Origin of the sequence: Candidatus Amarolinea dominans (assembly GCA_016719785.1) — a bacterium.
GTDB lineage: Bacteria > Chloroflexota > Anaerolineae > SSC4 > Amarolineaceae > Amarolinea > Amarolinea dominans.
Genome location: JADJYJ010000001.1, coordinates 593968 through 610880, shown reverse-complemented (window position 1 = coordinate 610880; position 16913 = coordinate 593968). Strand labels below are relative to the sequence as shown.

16 protein-coding genes are annotated in these 16913 nt (G+C 62.8%); 10 read left to right on the top strand and 6 right to left on the bottom strand.

What is annotated here, in order from left to right; all coding sequences use genetic code 11:
* The first annotated feature begins 187 nt into the window (after window positions 1-187).
* Window positions 188-631: a dTDP-4-dehydrorhamnose 3,5-epimerase family protein gene (locus tag IPM84_02970; protein ID MBK9091733.1), complete on the top strand. Its 444-nt coding sequence runs from the start codon at window positions 188-190 to the stop codon at window positions 629-631.
* 59 nt (window positions 632-690) lie between these two features.
* On the opposite strand, the gene IPM84_02965 is transcribed toward IPM84_02970, so the two are convergent.
* From IPM84_02965 to IPM84_02950, 4 genes are all read right to left on the bottom strand, one after another.
* Window positions 691-1329, bottom strand: coding sequence for an ABC transporter permease (locus IPM84_02965; protein MBK9091732.1), 639 nt, complete (start codon window positions 1327-1329; stop codon window positions 691-693).
* Between the two features lie 2 nt (window positions 1330-1331).
* Window positions 1332-2339 carry an ABC transporter ATP-binding protein gene (locus tag IPM84_02960; GenBank protein MBK9091731.1) on the bottom strand — a complete coding sequence of 336 codons (1008 nt, stop codon included), beginning with the start codon at window positions 2337-2339 and terminating at the stop codon, window positions 1332-1334.
* Between the two features lie 216 nt (window positions 2340-2555).
* The gene (locus IPM84_02955; GenBank protein MBK9091730.1) at window positions 2556-3452 is read right to left on the bottom strand and encodes a quaternary ammonium transporter; all 897 of its coding nucleotides are present in this window, start codon (window positions 3450-3452) and stop codon (window positions 2556-2558) included.
* 33 nt (window positions 3453-3485) lie between these two features.
* A complete protein-coding gene (locus IPM84_02950; GenBank protein ID MBK9091729.1) occupies window positions 3486-4136 on the bottom strand; it encodes an ABC transporter permease in 651 nt (216 codons plus the stop codon).
* Window positions 4137-4349: 213 nt separating this feature from the next.
* Here IPM84_02950 and IPM84_02945 point away from each other — a divergent pair, with 213 nt between their 5' ends.
* From IPM84_02945 to IPM84_02915, 7 genes are all read left to right on the top strand, one after another.
* Window positions 4350-4580: a hypothetical protein gene (locus tag IPM84_02945; protein MBK9091728.1), complete on the top strand. Its 231-nt coding sequence runs from the start codon at window positions 4350-4352 to the stop codon at window positions 4578-4580.
* A 109-nt stretch (window positions 4581-4689) separates the two neighbouring features.
* Window positions 4690-5028 carry a killer suppression protein gene (locus tag IPM84_02940; protein ID MBK9091727.1) on the top strand — a complete coding sequence of 113 codons (339 nt, stop codon included), beginning with the start codon at window positions 4690-4692 and terminating at the stop codon, window positions 5026-5028.
* A complete protein-coding gene (locus tag IPM84_02935) occupies window positions 5021-6136 on the top strand; it encodes a helix-turn-helix domain-containing protein (GenBank protein ID MBK9091726.1) in 1116 nt (371 codons plus the stop codon). Before IPM84_02940 ends, IPM84_02935 begins: the two co-directional genes overlap by 8 nt.
* Window positions 6137-6260: 124 nt before the next feature.
* Window positions 6261-6776, top strand: a complete 516-nt coding sequence (locus tag IPM84_02930; GenBank protein ID MBK9091725.1) for a hypothetical protein — start codon at window positions 6261-6263, stop codon at window positions 6774-6776.
* A 92-nt stretch (window positions 6777-6868) separates the two neighbouring features.
* Window positions 6869-7642 carry a metallophosphoesterase gene (locus IPM84_02925; protein MBK9091724.1) on the top strand — a complete coding sequence of 258 codons (774 nt, stop codon included), beginning with the start codon at window positions 6869-6871 and terminating at the stop codon, window positions 7640-7642.
* A 38-nt stretch (window positions 7643-7680) separates the two neighbouring features.
* Window positions 7681-10890 carry a hypothetical protein gene (locus IPM84_02920; GenBank protein MBK9091723.1) on the top strand — a complete coding sequence of 1070 codons (3210 nt, stop codon included), beginning with the start codon at window positions 7681-7683 and terminating at the stop codon, window positions 10888-10890.
* A 2710-nt stretch (window positions 10891-13600) separates the two neighbouring features.
* Window positions 13601-15271: a methylmalonyl-CoA mutase family protein gene (locus IPM84_02915; GenBank protein ID MBK9091722.1), complete on the top strand. Its 1671-nt coding sequence runs from the start codon at window positions 13601-13603 to the stop codon at window positions 15269-15271.
* A gap of 15 nt (window positions 15272-15286) precedes the next feature.
* Here IPM84_02915 and IPM84_02910 read toward each other — a convergent pair whose 3' ends face one another.
* A complete protein-coding gene (locus IPM84_02910; protein ID MBK9091721.1) occupies window positions 15287-15586 on the bottom strand; it encodes a hypothetical protein in 300 nt (99 codons plus the stop codon).
* Window positions 15565-15780 (bottom strand): hypothetical protein, encoded by a 216-nt coding sequence (locus IPM84_02905; protein ID MBK9091720.1) that lies wholly within the window; start codon window positions 15778-15780, stop codon window positions 15565-15567. The genes IPM84_02910 and IPM84_02905 overlap by 22 nt, the downstream gene beginning before the upstream one ends.
* A gap of 148 nt (window positions 15781-15928) precedes the next feature.
* On the opposite strand from IPM84_02905, the gene IPM84_02900 reads away from it, so the two are divergent.
* The gene (locus IPM84_02900; GenBank protein MBK9091719.1) at window positions 15929-16369 is read left to right on the top strand and encodes a PaaI family thioesterase; all 441 of its coding nucleotides are present in this window, start codon (window positions 15929-15931) and stop codon (window positions 16367-16369) included.
* Window positions 16370-16414: 45 nt separating this feature from the next.
* Complete coding sequence (mce, locus tag IPM84_02895; protein ID MBK9091718.1) at window positions 16415-16813, top strand: methylmalonyl-CoA epimerase; 399 nt, start codon at window positions 16415-16417, stop codon at window positions 16811-16813.
* Window positions 16814-16913 lie beyond the last annotated feature (100 nt).

The following is a 16913-nucleotide window of genomic DNA, read 5'->3' as shown; positions in this document are numbered from 1 at the left end:
CACAAAGGCAGACAGGCAATCGGTTGACCTCTTGGCGCCTTTGTGTCTTGGTGTGAGCCATCTGATCCCGGCGTGATCGGGTCAGGTTGCAAGGGGAGAACGGATGACGAAACAACTGGCGGTGCGCGTGCGCACCACAACGGAAGGCATTGGCCGCGGGGAACCGCAGCCGCAGATTCAGGGCGTCATGCTCAAGGAACTGCACGGAGATGGCGATGATCGCCAGATCTTTCGCGAGATCATCCGCGCCACGGACGAATTCTTCAGCGAAGGGTTCGGCCAGCTCAGCTACGCGCTGATGTATCCCGGCTCGGCCAAAGCCTGGCACCTGCATCAGAAGCAGGTGGATTGGTGGTATGTGCCCATCGGCGCGCTCAAGCTGGTGCTGCACGATCTGCGGCCAGACTCACCCACCTATCAGCAGACGCAGGAGATCTTGCTGGGGCCGGACTACGGGCACCGCGTGGTCAAGATACCGCCCGGCGTCGCGCACGGCTGCAAAGTCCTGGGCGGCGTCACGCACCTGTTCTACGTCACCTCCAACGTCTACAACCCCGCCGATGAAGGCCGCATCCCCCACGACGATCCGGGCATTGGCTACGATTGGCTGGCGCTGTCGCCGATCAAGTAGGTAGATGGCTAGAAATTTCATTCTCCGCAGATGCGTCTGCTGACCGAATATGCCGTGAATTAAGCAACACGCTGGTTATCGGCCGTTTCATGGTGCAGCCGACGCGTGATCACGCGCAAGCTCTGCTCGAAGAGGATGGCAAGCAGCGTCACGGCCAGGACGCCGGCCCAGATCTTGTCGCTGTAATCCTGGCTGATGCCTTCACGGATCAGCGCGCCGAGGCCGCCGGCGTCGAAAAACGCGGCCACGGTGGCAATGGCAATCGTGGAGATGGCCGCAATGCGCACGCCCGCCAGGATGATGGGTAGCGCCAGCGGCAGCTCCACCTGCCAGATAATCTGCCATGCGCTCAGCCCCATACCGCGCGCCGCTTCCAACACGGCCGCGTCCACGCTGCGAATCCCCACCACCACATTACGCACCAAAATGGCCTGGCAATAAACCACCAGCGCCACGATCGTCGGCCAGAAGCCCAGGCCCATGAGCGGAATCAACAGCACCAATAATGAGACGCTCGGAATTGTGTAGAGAATGCTCAGCACGCTCAGTACCGGGCCGACCAACCGCGGCCGCCGTGCCAGGAAGATGCCCAGGGGCACGGCCACCGCAACCGCCAGCGACAGCGCGACCAGGGTGATGACCAGGTGCTGCTGCATGGCGAGAAGAACTTTCAGCGGATTTTTGAACAGATAAGTCATCGTCAACGCTCCGCAGGGAGCGGGTCGCTGGCTGGCATGAGATTGCCAGGCCGTGCAGGCGCCGCGTGGCGCAGATGCGCCCGCACCGCGGCCAGGTCGGCCTGGCCCACCAGGTTGCCCTCGGCGTCGGTCACCGGCAGGGCATCGTGCGCTGAGCGCAGCAGGCGGGTCAGGGCGTCGCTCATCGAATCATCCAGGCTGAGGGTGTCGTCAGCCTGCGCAGCGGTGCCCGGCTGCAAGGGCTGCAGCATGTTGCGCACCGTCACCAGGCGCAGCAGACGCATCATGTGACGCGCGCCGATCAACTCTGCCACAAAGTCGTTGGCCGGCTGCGTGATGATGTTGAACGACGTGTCGTACTGAATCACCCGGCCGCGGTCCATGATGACCAGTTTGTCGGCCAGGTGCAGCGCCTCCTCCACGTCGTGCGTGACAAAAAGCACCGTCTTGTGCGTGCGTGCTTGCAGGGCCAGGAATTCCTCCTGCAAGCGCGCCCGCGTGATGGCATCCACCGCGCCGAACGGTTCGTCCATCAGCAGGATGTCAGGGTCCGCGGCCAGCGCGCGGGCGATGCCCACCCGCTGCTGTTGACCGCCCGACAACTGCGCGGGGTAGCGGCCCCGGTATTCGGCAGGGGCCAGGCCCACCACATCCATCAGCTCATCCACGCGCTGTTGAATGCGGCGGGTCTCCCAACCCAGAATCCTCGGCACCGTCGCGATATTCTGCGCCACCGTCCAGTGCGGAAAGAGACCGATGTGCTGAATGACATAGCCCGTGCGCCGGCGCAGATCGTTGACCGGCAGCGTCTGCACATCCTGCCCATCCACAATCACCCGTCCCGATGACAGCTCGATCAGCCGGTTGACCATCTTCATCAGCGTCGTCTTGCCCGAGCCAGACGTGCCCAAAATGACGACCGTTTGACCGGCCGGAACCTCCAGGCAGACATCATCCACCGCCGGCGTCGCATACCGCTTACTCACATGGTCGAAAACAATCGCATTCATCCGATATTCATCATTCAGTGGTCAGTGGTCAGTGGTCAATGGTCAGTGGTCAGTGGTCAGTGGTCTGTGGTCTGTGGTCTGTGGTCTGTGCTTTGCCCTCTGCACTTTGCACTTTGCACTTTGCACTTTGCACTCTGCACTCTGCACTTTGCACTCTGCCCTCTGCACTCTGCACTTTGCCCTCTGCACTCTGCACTCTGCGCTTTGCACTCTGCGTTACTTCACCAGACCCTTTTCCTTCAGGAACGCCTTCGCCACGGCCGTGTACTCCTGCTTGTCGCCGTCCACCTGCCAGTTCAGCGCGGACAGCGCATCGTTGGTCAGGAAAGGCGCCAGCTTATTCAGGGCGTCCTTGATTTTTGGGTACGTCCCCAGGATGTCATTGCGCACCACCGGCGCCACCTGGTACGGCGGCCACAGACCCTTGTCGTCCTCCATCAGCACCAGGTTGTACGCGCTGATCTGACCGTCGGTGCTGAAGGCAATGACGGCATCCGCCTGGCCGTCCTGCACCGCCTTGTACTTCAAGCCAGGATCGAAAACGGTCAGGCTCTTGAACTCAAAACCGCCGTAGAGCTGTTTGAGGCCCGCCAGGCCATCCGGCCGCTGCTCGAAGTCGGGAATGCCGGCAAAACGAATGTTGGGCGCGGCCACGGCCAGGTCCGACAGCGTCTTCAAGTTGTACGTCGTGACCGCGGCCTGCGTGACGGCAATCGCGTTCGTGTTATTCATCGGCGCGGGATCGAGCCAGACGAGATTCCACTGGCTCTTGTAGTCGGCAGCCGTGCGTGCGAAGACCTGCGCGGGGCTTTCGACCTTGTCTTCGATGCCCAGAATGAAGAGATAACCGGTGCCGGTATACTCTGGATACATGTCAATCTCGCCGTTGAGCAGCGCTGCCTGCGCCACCTGCGTGCCGGCCAGGTTGAGCCGGCGCTCCACCGGGATGCCGTTCTCCTCCAGAATCAACGCATACATTTCACCGAGCAGAAGCTCTTCGGTGAAGTCTTTGGAGCCAATTTTGACCTTCGGGCCTGCCGGCGCCGCGGACGTGCAGGCGCCCAGGGCCAGGATGACAACGACCAACAGACTCAAGATACGATAAAACTTCATGATGTTCCTCCGTGTGATTCGTAACACTGACGATTACTGATGAAACGCGTGCCGCACAACGACTTCCAGCCGGTTTAGGCTGACCTCGGCGGTCAAGGTCAACAGCGCAACGGTGATCGCGCCCACAAGCATCAAATGCAGATAGGCCGGCCCCAGACTCAGCCCGGCAAAGATATATTCGCCCAACCCACCGGCGCCGATGATCGCGCCCAGGGTGGCGCTGGCGATCACTTCCACGGACGCAATGCGCACCCCGGTGACGATGACCGGCAGCGCCAGCGGCAGTTGCACCTGGCCGATGATCTGCCAACGGCTCAGGCCCATGCCACGCGCCGCCTCGGTGATAGCCGGGTTGACAGCCATGATCCCGGCCTGGGTGTTGATCAGCATCGGCGGAATCGCCAGGATCGTCAGCGCAATGAGCGCAGGCCGAAAACCAACGCCGATCAAGGGCAGCATGGCCGCCATGATGGCCAGACTTGGAATTGCCCGCAGGGCGCCGATGCCGTTCGTCACCGCCTGTGACGCGCCCCGACTCTGCGCGCTGAGAATACCCAGGGGAAAGGCAATCATCAGCGCCGCCAGCAGGGCAACGCCGCTCAGCGTCAGATGGGCGCCTGTCTTAGCCCAGAAGTCGGGCTGATGACCGGCAATGTAGGTCCAGGTTTCAAGTAGAAGCTGCATGACTCGCACCCAGGGTGATTGGACAGCGTGAACGCCGCCATCATCTTAGTCCACGGCGGCATCGTTCCATTACAAGATTCTACAAGGTTGGACGCCGGAACCCGGACGAACGTCACCGCGATATTCGGTTGGGCTTGGTGAAAGAATCATGGCCGCGCGGCCATTACGTGACCGGCCGCCTGTAATGGTACAATGCAGCCGGAGACTTTTGCTGTGACAACAACATCGAAACCCATCCTGTACGGGCTGGGCGCCAGGGCCTGGAAGCTCCTGCGCACCGCCACCATCGCTTCATTCCACACCGGCTTCATGAACCTGGGCGGGCTGCGCTTTGCGCGGCGGCACTGGGGCCTGGACTGGTTCGAGATCAAACACCTCACCCTCACGGGAGGCCGTCGCCGAATGGCAGGCCAGTTCGGACGCGCTGCGGTCTGCGATGGATGAGCTATTTGCGATGTTGGACGAGGCTGGGATGGGCACACGAACTTTACCCCGATAATGGGATGAGTTTTATACACGCATCAGGTTAATGAAATTGACAGGAGATGTCAATGTGGATATAATGTTCACGAGTCAGAAGTTCGCCAAGATCGTGAATGATCAGAAGTTGCTCGTCCGAGAGCACGGCGATCGGCAGGCCCGACTTCTGCGACGCCGGCTGGACGAGCTGCGCGATGCAGATAATCTCGAAGATTTGCGTTCTCTGCCACAGACTCGGTGTCATGAGTTGATCGGTAACCGAGCAGGCCAGCTATCAGTTGATCTGGTTCACCCCTACCGGCTCATCTTCATGCCAGCTAATGAGCCGCCTCCCATGAAACCCGATGGCGGATTGGATTGGAGCTGCGTGACGACCGTGTTGATCATCGGCGTGGAGGATACTCATGGTTAACCGTGTTCAGAATCAATATGCCCCCGACTATGTGTCACCGCCGGGCGAGACGCTTCTGGAAACCCTGGAAACGATCGGGATGTCGCAGGCCGACCTGGCCGAGCGCACCGGCAAAGCCATCAAGACCATCAACGAGATCGTGCAAGGCAAGGCGCCTATCACACCAGAGACCGCTTTGCAGTTCGAGCGCGTGCTCGGCGTCCCGGCGCGGTTCTGGAATAACCGAGAGCAGCGGTATCGTGAGTTCCTGGCCCAAGCGGGCGAACGCGAACGACTGCAAACACACGTCAGTTGGCTCAAGCAGGCGCCTGTTAAGCCCATGTGTCAGTTGGGCTGGATTCGTTGCCTGACGGATGAGATCGAGCAGTTGCGCGAGGTGTTGCAGTTCTTCGGGGTGGCGACGCCCGATCAATGGCGGGCCATCTGGCTCTCTCCCCAGGCGTCGTTCCGGCGTTCACCGGCGTTCGAGGCCGATCCGGTTGCCGTTGCCGCCTGGCTGCGCCGGGGCGAGTTCGAGGCGCAGCGCCTACCGTGCGAGGCCTACGACGCTGCGCGCTTCCGGGTCGTGCTTGCCGAGGTGCGCCAACTGACCCAGCAACCGCCTGAGGTCTTCCAGGCCGAGCTCGTCCGCCTATGCGCGACGGCCGGTGTGGCAGTCGTCTTTGTGCCCGAACTGCCGAAAGTGCATGTCAGCGGCGCCACGCGTTGGTTGACCCCCACGAAAGCGCTGATTCAACTCAGCCTGCGCTACAAGTCGGATGACCATCTCTGGTTCACGTTCTTCCATGAGGCAGGGCATATCGTGCAGCATGGGAAGCGAGAGTTCTTCATTGATTTTGATGACCGCGATGGCGATGACAAGGAGCAGGCCGCGGACAAGTTCGCCGCCGACTGCCTGATTCCGGCTCCGCAATGGCGGCGCTTTGCGCGTCAGACGCGCTACAGCAAGGAGCAGATCCTGGCTTTCGCTACCGATGCCGGCATTGCACCGGGTATCGTGGTGGGGCGCCTTCAGCACGACAAACTGCTTCCGCCCAGCCATTGCAACGACCTGAAGCGCCGCCTGGATTGGGCGAGTGACGCCGCGGTCGTTGTTGCCAGGTCATGAACCTTTCACCCGACACCCCTTTCTCGCAATCCGTTCGCCGCTCCAACTGGCGCACCGTCCGCTTCGACGACGTCGTCCGCAACGTGGACGAGGCCGTGCGCGACCCGTTGACCTGTGACCTCCTCTGTGGCCCGCAGCCGGCGGCCGGGTCGCGCATCGGCGAACCCGCGCCGCCTATCGCACGGAAGCAGCCACGCCCCGGCCGGAAAGCCTCGGCTGGAGCTTCCTGCGGGACGCACTGATCCGCCTCAACCCGGAGATCGCGGCCCGGCCCGACCTCGCCAACGAAGTGCTCTACCGGCTGCGCGCCATCCTGCTCTCGGTGAACGCCGACGGCCTGGTGCGCGCCAACGAGGAGTTCACCGCCTGGCTGCGCGGGGAGCGCACGCTGCCGTTTGGCCCGCACGGCGAGCACACCCCCGTCCGGCTGCTGAATTTCGAGCCGGCCAGGAACAACCGCTGCCTGGTCGCCACGCAGCTCGCCTTCACCGCGGGCGCGCAGTCACGGCGGTTCGACCTGGTGCTGTTCATCAACGGCATCCCGCTGGCCGTCGGCGAGGCCAAGACGCCGACGCGGCCAGCCGTTTCATGGCGCGACGGCGCGATCATGGTACAATGCGGGTGGAGACCATTGTCGTGACAACAACATCGAAACCCATCCTGTACGGGCTGGGCGCCAGGGCCTGGAAGCTCCTGCGCACAGCCACCATTGCTTCATTCCACACCGGCTTCATGAACCTGGGCGGGCTGCGCTTTGCGCGGCGGCACTGGGGGCTGGACTGGTTCGAGATCAACCACCTCACCCTCACCCTGCCGCGGCTGGCGCCGGAGTTTCGGGGCTACCGCCTGCTGCAGATCAGCGACATTCACATGGACGGCTGGATGACGCAGCGCCGGCTGACCGCCATCATGGACCTGGTCAACCAGCAGCAGCCTGACCTGGTCGCCATCACCGGCGACTTCGTGACCTACGCGACCGAACTGTTCGTGGCCGATCTGCGCTTCGCCCTCTCCCGTTTGGCGCCGCCCGATGGCACAGTGGTCGTGCTGGGCAATCACGACCACTGGCAACAGCCGGAACTGCTGCGCCAGATGTTTCGCGACGTCGGCCTGCTCGATCTGAACAACGCCGTGCATACGGTGCGCCGCGGCAACGCCTGTCTGCACCTGGCCGGCGTAGATGATGTGCGCGCCGGCGCGGCGCGCCTGGATCAGGTGCTGGCGCAGCTGCCGCCAACCGATTGCGCCATCTTGCTGGCGCACGAGCCAGACTTTGCCGATGTCGCGGCCGCCACCGGGCGCTTCGACTTACAGCTTTCGGGCCATTCGCACGGCGGTCAGATCGTGCTGCCGTTCATCGGCCCGCCCTTTCTGCCCGTCATGGGGCGTAAGTACCCCATCGGCCGCTACACCGTGCGCAGCATGACGCTGTACACCAACCGCGGCCTGGGCGTCATCCCGCGGCTGAACTGCCGCCCCGAAATCAGCGTCTTTACGTTACTTTGATGGGTACAAGCAGCCTGGAGCGGATGCGGAGGCGCCACATGAATCGCCCAATGTCCTGGATGAAACTCGTCAGCAGTTGTCTCGCGGCCTGGTTGCTGCTCAGCGCCTGTCGCCCGCTGCTCACGCCAACGCCGGCCGCGCGCACCGGCGTCACCCCGTCTGCCGTTCGCACGCAAGAACCGTCGCCTGCGCAGCCCTCGCCAACCACGGCGGATGCACTGCCAACCCCGCGCGCCACCCGCAGCGAGGAGCCGCTCGATCCGCCGCCGGCGCCGGCCGCCCGCGGCGCCACCCCCATCATCCCCTTCGATCCCACCGAAACGCCCACATCCAGCGCGACCAGGCCAGCCACCAGCACGCCCGCGCCCACGCGGCCAGCGGTGCCCACACCCACCCCCACGCCCACGGCCAGTCTGTTGACCATCTCCGAGCGTGACCTGGGCGCGCCCGGTGTGGGCGACGCCTATGGCCCCAGCGACCTGGCGGTGGATGTCAAACGTGACCTGGCGTATGTCTACTGCATCCGCGGCCCGGATCAACGGCCGGTCCTCGCCGTGATCGAGATCGCGGCGCAGCGCGTGGCGAGACTGTTGCCCCTGACGCCGTTGACAGGCCAGAGCGGCGGCCGTCTGCTGCTCGCACCCGATGGCGCCGCGGCCTTTGTGGTTGACAGCGACATCCAGGTCCTGCTGAGCCTCGATCCGCTGACCGGCAAACTCGGTCAGCACCTGGATCACGTGCGCACGGCCGCACTCAGCGCGGACGGCGCCCTGCTGATCACGGCCGGCGAACAAGGCCTGGCTGCCTACCGCCGCGCCGACCTGGCCGAGGCCGACAACCCCGCGCCGCTGTGGAGCCAAAACCTGGCGCGGATTGCTGACCTGGCGCTCAACGGCAACCGCATCCTCGTCAGTCGCAACGGCGACCCGGCCCAGTTGCAGGTGTTCGATGCCGCCAACGGCCAGCCTCTCGCTGTGACCGCGCTGCCCGATTCTTACCAGAATGGGCTGGCCGCACTGCCCGATGGCGGCTGGGCCGTGCGCAGCAACGGGTCCGTGTCGCAGGTGCAGCGCTTCACCGCCGACTTGCAGCAGGTCGTGACCGCTACGGTGCCCAACGGCAGCGGCCTGTTCTTCGATGCGCCGCGCAAGCGCCTGCTGCTGAGCGGCTATCGCTACAGCGCCCAGGGCAGCGATAGCAGCGGCCCCATCCTCCAGGCGCTCGACGCCGCCAACCTGCAGGTGCAGACAGAACAGCCCTGGCAGGATCAAGCGATGCCTGAAATTTTCGCAGCCCTGGGCGCTTCCCGCGTGCTGGCACTCGCCCGCTACGGTGCGGCCAACGTGGCAATCCTGCAGACCAGCACCCTGCAAGCGCCCACGCGGTTGATCGTGGGCGTGCGCTTGCTGGATATGGCGCTCGATGAGGCCAGCGCCACGCTGTTCGTGGCCGATGACCAGGATCGCATCCACCGGGTCAACCTGGCGACCGGCCGCGTGCAGAAAGTGCAGCGCGGCCAGGCGCCCATCGCCCTGGACAAAATCAACCGGCTCCTGTACGTCAATCGGCCGGCGACCCTGGCGCTGCTGCTCGACAAGGCCGAACCCCCGAACAGCTTCATGCTGCCAGCGGGCGTGGTCGCGTTGGGCATCAACGACGGCGCGGCGCCGGTCATTTTCCCACAAACTGGCGTGCCCGCGCCCGATCCGTCGGCCGATCGGGTCTATATCGCCAAAAGCGGGGTGACGATTTACACGCGCGCCGGCGGGAACGTGGGTCAGTTGAAGGCCACGTTCCCAACCCCGCGCGGTCTCAGCCCCAACCCGGCCGCGTATGGCGTGCTGGTCAACCCGGTCAGCGGCTATGTCCTGGCGCTGATGAACAACGGCGTGCCCGGCTCGAACAACAGCAGCTATGTGCAGTATTTTGCGCCTGGCAGCCAGCAGCCGATCAGCGTGCCCGGCTACTTCAGTTTCATCACCGACATTGCCTTTGCCGCCAACGGCGACACCTACATCAGTTACAGCATCAACAAGAACCAGGAAGCGATTCAATGGCTCAGCCCAACCGGGCAGGAGCGCGGGCGTCTGAACGGCCTGACCGGACGCCTGGCGCTGGATGAAAAAGGGCGAACGTTGTGGGTCAGCTTTGGCGCCAGCCTGGCCGCGGTGTCCATGGACTCGCTCACGCTGCAAGGATTCTGGCAGGGACCGGCGCAGGTTGAACAGTTGATCTTCGACCCCGCGCGGCGCCAGTTCTACGGCCGTGTGCAGGATCGGCCGGCCGTAGTCGTCGTGCCGCTCTCTGGCCTGGCGCCGCAAGAGACTCGCTTCCGGGCAGGCGCGGCGCCAACTGCAGATGATCTGGCGACGCATACGCTGGCTTTCGACCCGGCCGGCCGCTGGTTCTACGTCAACGCGGGCAATACTGTTTACCGCACGCGTGATGGCCAAAGCTGGCAAAGCGTCAATTTCAGCCGGTCCTTTTCCTATAGCTTTTTCACGGTCGCGGCGCCCGGCGTGCTGTTCCGCAGCAGCGCGGGCGGCGCAGACGGCGGCGCGGGGGTTCAGCGCAGCCGCGATGGCGGCGCCACCTGGGAGCTGTTGGCGGCCGGCCTGGGCGATCTGCGCAGCACGCAGCCGGTCGTTGCGACCAGCGCGGACGAAGCCTATTTTGTCAGCCGCATGACCGGCATCTACGCCTGGCAGGCGCAGGCGGGGCGCTGGCAGCAGATCGTGGCGCCGGAAAATGGCTATTCACCCCCCGGCGCGCTGACCCTCGCGCCCGACGGCGCGCTGTTCCTGCTCGGCTATGAGCGTATGCGGCGCAGCACAGACCGCGGGGCCACCTGGAGCGATGTGCAGGCGCCCGTCAGCGGCGGATTCCTGCTCGGCTTCTCGGCCGATTACACAGCCACGCAGACCGTCTTTGCGGTCAGCGGCGGCGAACGACCGACGCTGACGCGCTCGACCGACGGCGGACTCACCTGGTCGGCGACCGGCGCCAATCTGAAACTGCCATCCTACGTTTACAACCTGAAACTGCTGGTGGGGCCGGGCGTGCTCTACCTCTTCCGGGGCGATGAAGCGGCCGGTCACAGTGAGCTTTTTCGCTCGCGTGACAACGGCGACACCTGGGAAGCCGCCGCCGCCGAAGCCGTGTTCGGCACGAGGCAGGCCGTGCTGGCCGCCGATGGCCGGCTGTGGTTTACGAACAAAAGCGGGCTGCAAGTGCTGGCTGCCCCGTGAATGAATTCACGGTCTGATACACCGAAACCTGCTGAAGCAGGTTGGTGTTGGGTGTGATGGCTGAATTCGTAAGACTTGCGCAGAGCGAATTTACAACCCCAACCACCACAACCCCACAAGACCAGTTCCCACCACCGCAACCCGCTTGAGCGGGTTTGATGTGACAGCGGCGGCCCCCTTGCGCAGGCTGGCTGCACCATCCAGCGTCGGGCAAGCCGATGGCGTTCTCGACGGCGAAAGCTCCTTACCGGGCGGGCCTGCGCAAGGTTGGCCGATTGTCCGGCTGCCCCGTGAATGAATTCACGGTCTGATACACCGAAACCTGCTGAAGCAGGTTGGTGTTGGGTGTGATGGCTGAATTCGTAAGACTTGCGCAGAGCGAATTTACAACCCCAACCACCACAACCCCACAAGACCAGTTCCCACCACCGCAACCCGCTTGAGCGGGTTTGATGTGACAGCGGCGGCCCCCTTGCGCAGGCTGGCTGCACCATCCAGCGTCGGACAAGCCGATGGCGTTCTCGACGGCGAAAGCTCCTTACCGGGCGGGCCTGCGCAAGGTTGGACGATTCTTCGGCTGCCCCGTGAATGAATTCACGGTCTGATACACCGAAACCTGCTGAAGCAGGTTGGTGTTGGGTGTGATGGCTGAATTCGTAAGACTTGCGCAGAGCGAATTTACAACCCCAACCACCACAACCCCACAAGACCAGTTCCCACCACCGCAACCCGCTTGAGCGGGTTTGATGTGACAGCGGCGGCCCCCTTGCGCAGGCTGGCTGCACTCCAGCGTCGGACAAGCCGATGGCGTTCTCGACGGCGAAAGCTCCTGCCGGGCGGGCCTGCGCAAGGTTGGACGATCTTCGGCTGCCCGTGAATGAATTCACGGTCTGATACACCGAAACCTGTGAAGCAGGTTGGTGTTGGGTGTGATGGCTGAATTCGTAAGACTTGCGCAGAGCGAATTTACAACCCCAACCACCACAACCCCACAAGACCAGTTCCCACCACCGCAACCCGCTTGAGCGGGTTTGATGTGACAGCGGCGGCCCCTGCGCAGGCTGGCTGCACCATCCAGCGTCGGGCAAGCCGATGGCGTTCTCGACGGCGAAAGCTCCTTACCGGGCGGGCCTGCGCAAGGTTGGACGATTCTTCGGCTGCCCGTGAATGAATTCACGGTCTGATACACCGAAACCTGCTGGAAGCAGGTTGGTGTTGGGTGTGATGGCTGAATTCGTAAGACTTGCGCAGAGCGATTTACAACCCCAACCACCACAACCCCACAAGACCAGTTCCCACCACCGCAACTCGCCTGAGCGGGTTTGATGTGACAGCGGCGGCCCCTTGCGCAGGCTGGCTGCACCATCCAGCGTCGGACAAGCCGATGGCGTTCTCGACGGCGAAAGCTCCTTACCGGGCGGGCCTGCGCAAGGTTGGACGATTCTTCGGCTGCCCCGTGAATGAATTCACGGTCTGATACACCGAAACCTGCTGGAGCGGGTTGGTGTTGGGTGTGATGGCTGAATTCGTAAGACTTGCGCAGAGCAATTTCAACCCCAACCACCCAACCCCACAAGACCAGTTCCCACCACCGCAACCCCTGAGCGGGTTTGATGTGTTGCGGCGGCCCCCTTGCGCAGGCTGGTGCACCATCCAGCGTCGGGCAAGCCGATGGCGTTCTCGACGGCGAAATCTCCTTACCGGGCGGGCCTGCGCAAGGTTGGACGATTCTTCGGCTGCCCCGTGAATGAATTCACGGTCTGATACACCGAAACCTGCTGAAGCAGGTTGGTGTTGGGTGTGATGGCTGAATTCGTAAGACTTGCGCAGAGCGAATTCACAACCCCAACTACCACGGCCTGACAAGACCAGTTCCCACCAGCGCAACCCGCTTGAGCGGGTTTGACGTATCAGACACCGAATTCATTCGGTGGGCTTCGCGCGCGACGAGCCGCCGCCGCGCATGAACGAATTCACGGGCCAACCCGCCCCGTGAATAAATTCACGGGCCAACCCACCCATGAATGAATTCACGGTCTGATACCGCCCCGTGAATGAATTCACGGTCTGATACACCGAAACCTGCTAAAGCAGGTTGGTGTTGGGTGTGATGGCTGAATTCGTAAGACTTGCGCAGAGCGAATTCACAACCCCAACCACCACAACCCCACAAGACCAGTTCCCACCAGCGCAACCCGCTTGAGCGGGTTTGACGTATCAGACACCGAATTCATTCGGTGGGCTTCGCGCGCGACGATCCCGCCGCGGCGCGCATGACGAATTCACGGGCCAACCCACCCGTGAATGAATTCACGGTCTGATACACCGAAACCTGCTGAAGCAGGTTGGTGTTGGGTGTGACCGCTCGAGGCGTGTCAATTCGTGGCAGAACGAATTCACGGGCTGAATCACCCGTGGATGAGCATCGCTCTCCCGAATATCCTTTGCGTCTTTGCGCCCTGGCGTCCCTGCGTTGTGCAAACCTCCGCTGTCAAGACAGGTTCCCACCAACGCAACCCGCTTGAGCGGGTTTGACGTATCAGACACCGAATTCATTCGGTGGACTCCGCCGCGCGGACAACAAAAGTCGCACAGGCTGACGCAAATCATGGGCAGGCGGGGCATTCGGGCGTAGAGTGGGCGCAGCATTCTTTTGGAGACTGTTTGCCAATTCTCACCCGGCAGAGGGTGATTCTTGATTAGGAGCTGAATGATGTCCGAAGCAACGATCGCTGACCTGAAACGCACCTGGCTGCAAACCACGCGCAAGAAATTCGTGGCGCGCTCTCCCGAACGCGCGGCGGAGCTGACCACCAGTTCTGGCATTGTGGTGGATCCGCTCTACACGCCGGCCGATGTGCAGATTGATTATCCCAAAGACCTGGGCTTTCCGGGCGAATACCCCTTTACCCGCGGCATCTATCCCAGCATGTACCGCGGCCGTCACTGGACCATGCGCCAGTACGCGGGCTTTGCCACCGCGGAGGAGTCCAATGCCCGCTACCGCTACCTGCTGCAGCAGGGCCAGACCGGCCTTTCCGTCGCGTTCGACCTGCCGACGCAGATCGGCTACGATGCCGATCATCCGTTGGCCGATGGTGAAGTGGGCAAGGTGGGCGTCAGCATCTCTTCCCTGGCCGACATGGAGACGCTGCTCGCTCAGATTCCTCTCGATAAAGTCAGCATTTCGATGACCATCAACGCGCCGGCTTCCATCTTGCTGGCGATGGTGATTGCGGTGGCGAAGAAGCAGGGCGCACCGGTCAGCGAACTGCGCGGCACGGTGCAGAACGACATTCTGAAAGAGTACACCGCGCGCGGCACCTATATCTTCCCGCCCGCGCCTTCCATGCGCCTGATCACCGACCTGTTCGCGTTCTGCGGCCGCGAGGCGCCCAAATGGAACACCATTTCCATCAGCGGGTATCACATCCGCGAGGCGGGCAGCACAGCCGTGCAAGAGGTGGCTTTCACCCTGGCCGACGGCATTGATTACGTCGAAGCCGCGCTGGCGGCCGGGCTGGATGTGGACGAATTTGCCGGGCAGTTGTCCTTCTTCTTCAACGCGCACAACAACTTCCTGGAAGAGATCGCCAAGTTCCGCGCGGCGCGGCGCCTGTGGGCGTCCATCATGCGCGAACGCTTCGGCGCCAAAGACCCGAAGTCCTGGCAACTGCGCTTCCACACGCAGACCGGCGGCTCCACCCTCACCGCGCAGCAGCCAGACGCCAACGTCGTCCGCGTCACCATCCAGGCGCTGGCCGCGATCCTGGGCGGCACGCAGTCGCTGCACACCAATTCCAAAGATGAAGCGCTGGCCCTGCCCAGCCAGCACGCGGTGGAAATCGCCCTGCGCACCCAGCAGGTCATCGCGTACGAGTCGGGCGTGGCCGATGCGCCGGACCCGCTGGCGGGCAGTTACATGATCGAGGCGTTGACGAACGAGATCGAGCAGCGTGCGCGGGCCTACCTGGACAAAATTGCGGCGATGGGCGGCGCGCTGCGCGCCATCGAGCAGGGTTTCATGCAGCGGGAAATTCAAGAGGCGGCCTATCGCACCCTGCGCGCCATCGAAAACAGCGAGCAGGTCGTCGTAGGCGTCAACCGTTTCGTCACCGACGAGGCGCCGATGGCCGACATCCTGCGCGTCGATCCCTCAGTGCAGGTCAATCAGTGCCGGCGGCTGGCCGAACTGCGCGCCGGGCGCGACCACGACAAGGTCAAGGCCCTGCTGGCGCAACTGGAAGCGGCCGCCCGCGATCCGCACGCGGCGCTGATGCCGCACTTCGTGGAGTGCGTGGAGAATTACATCACCCTGGGCGAAATCTGCGGCGCCCTGCGCCAGGTTTTCGGCGAATACCGGCCGGAGAGCTGGGTGTAGGCGCAAGAAGCAGGTTCAAGAAGATGCAGACCCATGCCCGTTCGTGCTTGCGCAGCCAATCAGTTGTTGCACCGACTCGTCGAGAAAAGCCCGGTACTGCGCAACTTCCTGTTGCAAATCGTCGAGCGTGGCCGGGGCGATGGCGTCAGGAGCCAGGTCGAACTCGATGAATTCGGGGTTGAGGCGCCGAAAGACATTTCTCACCGTTTGTACACGCAGAACTGTCCGGCCGCCGGGGTTGGCAAAAACATCGAGCACGACGCCGTGCCAGGCGCGCATCTTGATGATATCGCCTACTTTTGGAGTTGATACCATAAAGTGATTACATCCTCAGCGACTTCTATCGCTTTGATAGGGTTATGAGTGCGAAAGCCGTATTTGTCAAGAACGCTCATAAGAATCCAATGGTCACCAGAACCGTGATCGGCGTCCATTGCGCTGTCATAATGAACCAGGATGTCGTTGATGTCGGCTAGATCGAGCCGTTTGACCCGTTCTGTGAATGTCATGTGTTTTCTCCCATCACCAAAGCGCACACGACTCGTCAACGCATTGCTACTGGGTGATTAGTATAAACATCCCGTAAGGAAAGTCAAGGTATGGTATTGACACGAACGATGGAGAGGGGAATCAGTGCGTAAGCAGCCGAATTCGCGCATGTGTTTCATCTGCGGCATGAAGAACGTCGCCGGGGTGAAGGTGTTTTTTTACGAGCAGGACGACGGCTCGGTGTTGGCGCGCTTCAGCGGCCAGGAGATTCACCAGGGCTACCCGGGGCGCATGCATGGCGGCGTCGTCAGCGGCATCATGGATGAAACGATGGGCCGCGCGGTCATGTTCAACGGCAGCGATGTGTGGGGCGTCACCGTGGCCCTGGAGCTGCGCTTCAAACAGCCCGTGCCGCTGTTCGTGGAGCTGACCGCGGTGGGCCGCGTGGTCAAGGACCGGGGCAGCTACTTCGAGGGCGCGGGCGAGATGCTCCTGCCCGATGGCACGGTGGCCGTGGAAGCCAAAGGCAAATTCTGGAAGCTGCCCCTGGGCGAGATTGCCGACTTCGATACCGACCGCGAGCAGTGGCGCGTCGTACCGGACGCGTGACGCCACGCAGTAAGATGAGATGGAGAGGAAATCGAAAGTGTTCGCATGATCAAAAAAGTCAACCACATTGCCATTCTCGTCAGCGACCTGGACAAGGCGCTGCTGACCTATCAAGCCGGCCTGGGGCTGGAGCTGAGCAAGCGCCAGGACATGCCGGAGCAGGAGGTTGAAATTGCCTTCCTGCCGGCCGGCGACAGCATGATCGAACTCATCAAGCCGACGACAGAGACCTCCGGCGTCGCCAAGTTCCTGGCCAAGCGCGGGGAAGGGCTGCATCACATCTGCCTGGAAGTGGACAACATCGAAGCCGCGATCCAGGAGATGCAGGCGCGCGGCGTGGAGATGATCCACACGACGCCCATCCAGGCTGCCGAAGGCCGCGGCGCCTTCCTGCATCCCCGCGGCGCGCATGGCGTCCTCATCGAGCTGCTCGAAGCCGACTGAGCACTATTCAGCCGCCGAATGAATTCGGGGCGAAGGGGCGTTCCGCCGCCAAGTCGGCCTGCGCCGACTGGCATTGCGTCCACGCAGGTGGACGCCCGGC